This window comes from Prevotella falsenii DSM 22864 = JCM 15124 (assembly GCF_000613945.1).
GTDB lineage: Bacteria > Bacteroidota > Bacteroidia > Bacteroidales > Bacteroidaceae > Prevotella > Prevotella falsenii.
Genome location: NZ_BAJY01000063.1, coordinates 1 through 3,618, shown reverse-complemented (window position 1 = coordinate 3,618; position 3,618 = coordinate 1). Strand labels below are relative to the sequence as shown.

The 3,618-nt window shown below is 44.1% G+C and carries 4 protein-coding genes; 1 reads left to right on the top strand and 3 read right to left on the bottom strand.

The window, feature by feature from the left end; translation table 11 throughout:
• Window positions 1-20: 20 nt before the first annotated feature.
• The gene (gene asnS, locus JCM15124_RS12335; RefSeq protein WP_024999652.1) at window positions 21-1,412 is read left to right on the top strand and encodes an asparagine--tRNA ligase; all 1,392 of its coding nucleotides are present in this window, start codon (window positions 21-23) and stop codon (window positions 1,410-1,412) included.
• Between the two features lie 145 nt (window positions 1,413-1,557).
• On the opposite strand, the gene JCM15124_RS16075 is transcribed toward asnS, so the two are convergent.
• From JCM15124_RS16075 to JCM15124_RS12325, 3 genes are all read right to left on the bottom strand, one after another.
• Complete coding sequence (locus JCM15124_RS16075) at window positions 1,558-1,728, bottom strand: hypothetical protein (protein WP_156930721.1); 171 nt, start codon at window positions 1,726-1,728, stop codon at window positions 1,558-1,560.
• A gap of 52 nt (window positions 1,729-1,780) precedes the next feature.
• Window positions 1,781-2,662, bottom strand: coding sequence for a formylglycine-generating enzyme family protein (locus JCM15124_RS12330; protein ID WP_024999651.1), 882 nt, complete (start codon window positions 2,660-2,662; stop codon window positions 1,781-1,783).
• 113 nt (window positions 2,663-2,775) lie between these two features.
• Entirely contained in the window at window positions 2,776-3,306 is a 531-nt protein-coding gene (locus JCM15124_RS12325) for a hypothetical protein (protein ID WP_024999650.1), read from the bottom strand.
• Window positions 3,307-3,618 lie beyond the last annotated feature (312 nt).

Genomic DNA, 3,618 nt, shown 5'->3' with positions numbered 1-3,618 from the left:
TTATTAATAAATAAGCAATAATGAAAAGAACAAAAGTCGTCGATGCTTTAAGTTGCACCGACTTTGGAAAAGATATAAACGTCAAAGGGTGGGTACGTTCTCATCGTAGCAGTAAAGCTGTCGATTTCATTGCGTTGAACGACGGTTCTACCATTAAGAACATTCAGGTGGTTGTAGACCCTGCTTCTGTGGACGCCGACGAACTCAAAAGCATTACAACGGGAGCTTGTATCAGCGTAACGGGTGTGCTTGTAGAGAGTCAAGGTAAGGGACAAACTTCTGAAATTCAGTGCAAAGAAATAGAAATATACGGTCTTTGCCCAAGCGACTACCCCATGCAGAAGAAAGGGCAGAGCTTCGAATACATGCGTAAATATGGGCACATGCGCCTTCGCACAAACACTTTCGGTGCTGTGTTCCGCATTCGCCACCACATGGCAATGGCTATTCACCGGTATTTCCACGAACACGGCTTCTACTATTTCCACACACCAATTATCACAGGCAGCGATGCCGAGGGTGCGGGAAACATGTTTCAAGTAACTACACTCGACTTAGACCGTGTGGCAAAGTCAAACGAAGTGGATTACAGTGCCGACTTCTTTGGCAAGAAAACCCATCTTACCGTGTCAGGACAGTTGGAAGGCGAACTCGGAGCAACATCGCTCGGAGCCATCTACACATTCGGTCCTACGTTCCGTGCAGAAAATTCTAACACGCCAAGACACTTGGCTGAGTTCTGGATGGTAGAGCCTGAGGTGGCTTTTATCGACCAACAGGAGCTGATGGACTTGGAAGAAGATTTCATTAAATATTGTGTTCGTTGGGCATTGGAGAACTGTAAGGACGACCTTGAGTTCCTCAACCAAATGATTGACAAGGAACTTATTGCCCGCCTCGAAAGCATTTTGAAAGATACTTTCGTGCGCCTTACCTACACAGAAGGCTTCGAAATATTGAAGAAGGCACAGGAAGATGGTGTTAAATTCGAGTTCCCGGTAGCTGAATGGGGAATGGACTTGAGCAGCGAACACGAACGCTACTTGGTGGAAGAACACTTCAAACGCCCGGTAATCATGACCGACTATCCAAGTCAGATTAAGTCTTTCTATATGAAGAAGAACGAAGACGGAAAGACAATGCAGGGGACCGACGTACTCTTCCCGCGCATTGGCGAAATCATCGGCGGTTCTGTTCGTGAGGAAAGCTACGAAAAGCTGCTCGAAGAAATCCGCAATCGCGGTATGAAGGAAGAAGTTTACGATTGGTATCTCGACACACGCAAGTATGGAACGTGCCCTCACGGCGGTTTCGGACTTGGTTTCGAGCGTCTCATTCTCTTCGTAACCGGTATGCAGAATATCCGCGATGTCATTCCATTTGCACGCACACCAAAGAACGCAGAATTCTAATCTGCCGGTAAACAAAAGAAGAAAACAATAAACATAAAAGCCTGCAAGAACTCTTTTCTTGCAGGCTTTTGTATGTGTTTGCCATAATCTGATACCGTATAAGTTCTTTTTTAACTTACAACATCATTAATAGTAAGTGCATTATTTACTGATTTAACCCCAATCGTTCATTAGCGTCCTTGACTGCTTTTGTTCGCTTGTCGAGCAGATGTGCCGGCATTTCATCGAAGGCGTAGCGGGCTACGTCGAGATGTAATGGCTGCGCAGATGCCGGCAAGCGGACGAAAGCAGTAAGCAAGCATGACGGTAATAACAAATATAAGCAAATGCGTCCCAATAACCGATTGGGGTTTCAGCCGGTTTCAGCCTTATTTGATTAATACTACGCGGAAGCCCGCATCGTCCAATCGACTGTTGGGCTCGCTTCCACCACGGTAAGCACTGCGGCATTGGAGGGCACGACTTGTCCAACTGCCACCGCGAAGTATGCGATATGTACCGTTATCGGGACCTTTGGGGTCGGTAGCGATTTCTTCAGTTGCACTATATTCACCATACCAGTCGTAGCACCATTCTTGTATGTTACCGTGCATATCGTAGAGTCCCCATGTATTAGGCTTACCTACTGTTCCGACAGGCACGGTTTTCTTGCGATAGGTGCCTTGCTGATGATTATTATAGGGGTAAGTGCCATCGTAATTGGCATCATCTGTCGTTAGATTATCGCCTGTGTAGAATGGAGTGGTTGTTCCGGCGCGGCAGGCATATTCCCATTCGGCTTCTGTCGGTAGACGACAGCCTATCCATGCGCAGAAAGCTACGGCATCGTCCCAACTTACGTCGATAACGGGGCGTTTCTCGCGTCCCCAAGTATAGTCGTAAGGCTTTTGGCGACCTGTGGCATCGCAAAACTTATCGTATTGTTCGAACGTAATGGGGTATTTGCTCACATAATAGTCTTTGGTTAGTGTAACGGTGTGCTGTATTTCGCCCGATTCGCGCTGTGGTTCTCCTGTGGGACTTCCCATTACGAAAGTGCCTGCGGGTATCTTTACAAACTCGATACCCAAGTCTTGCGGAGTTATAGTACCTGAGTTGCTTTTGAAAAATGTTACTTCTTTAACCTTTTCTACGGCAATTGTATCGTATGTGTCGTCGGTGTGGGCTACAACCATTTTCCATTGCTGAGCACAAACGTTTGCAACGAGAGCAAAAGATGCCATCGCGCAGATTAGGAATCTCTTTTTCATAATTCAGATGTTTTAGGAATCCCATCGGTGGAATTAAATCGTTTCACGTTTAATTCTACTTAGGGTTTTGTTATTAATACTATTTGGATTTGATTTAGATGGTGCAAGACCGTTTATTTCTTTAACCACTTGAAGGAGCGTTGTCCAACGTTAATGATATAAATCCCGGCCGGTTTCTCTCCGAGATTTAGCTGTGCATAGCCATCTTTGTCTGCTACGACAACAGCAACCTGACGCCCTTCAATCGTAAAGGCTGTAATCCGAGTTCCGGCGGGAAAGTTTCTGAACACAGCAAGACTTTCTGAAAAATTGGCTTGTCCCTGCTCTTCGCCTTGCACCTCTGTTTGTGTGATTCCCGACGGTAGACGTTCGTCAAAGTGAAAGTCTTTGATGTCTTTCAACGCAAAGTTTAATTGCTGGTTGTTATAAATAACCGCTAAGCTATCGGAGAAATACATCAGTTTAGGACTTTCGCCTAAGAAGAAAACACTTTCGCCTTCTCCCTGCAATTTAACTACAAGGCAAGGCTTTTTCTCTGACTCGGGTTGCGGTGTGTGCAGAGCAACTGATGCACGAACCATACTCAACGAACCGCTCAATAAGCCGACTACCAAAGTTAATAAGATTTTTGTTTTGACTTTCATGTAACTAAAATTTATGATGTGATACAATAAGTTGATATTAATAGTAGTTTATTTCTTTCTATTCGCAAATATATACAATATAATTCTAATAAACAACTAATCGTATTAGTTTTATTGTTTTTAACTCTTTTCCAACTGTTGCAAGCGATTTTTCCTACATCTCTTTTCTCATACAATTTATCTGAAAGAGAAACTTCCTTGCAGGGAAAACAATTCTATCAGAAAATGAAAGCTACGGTTTGACACTTAAAAAGTGTAGATTCTTCTATCAGAGGTCATTATTCATTTCTATAACACCTATAATATTGGACC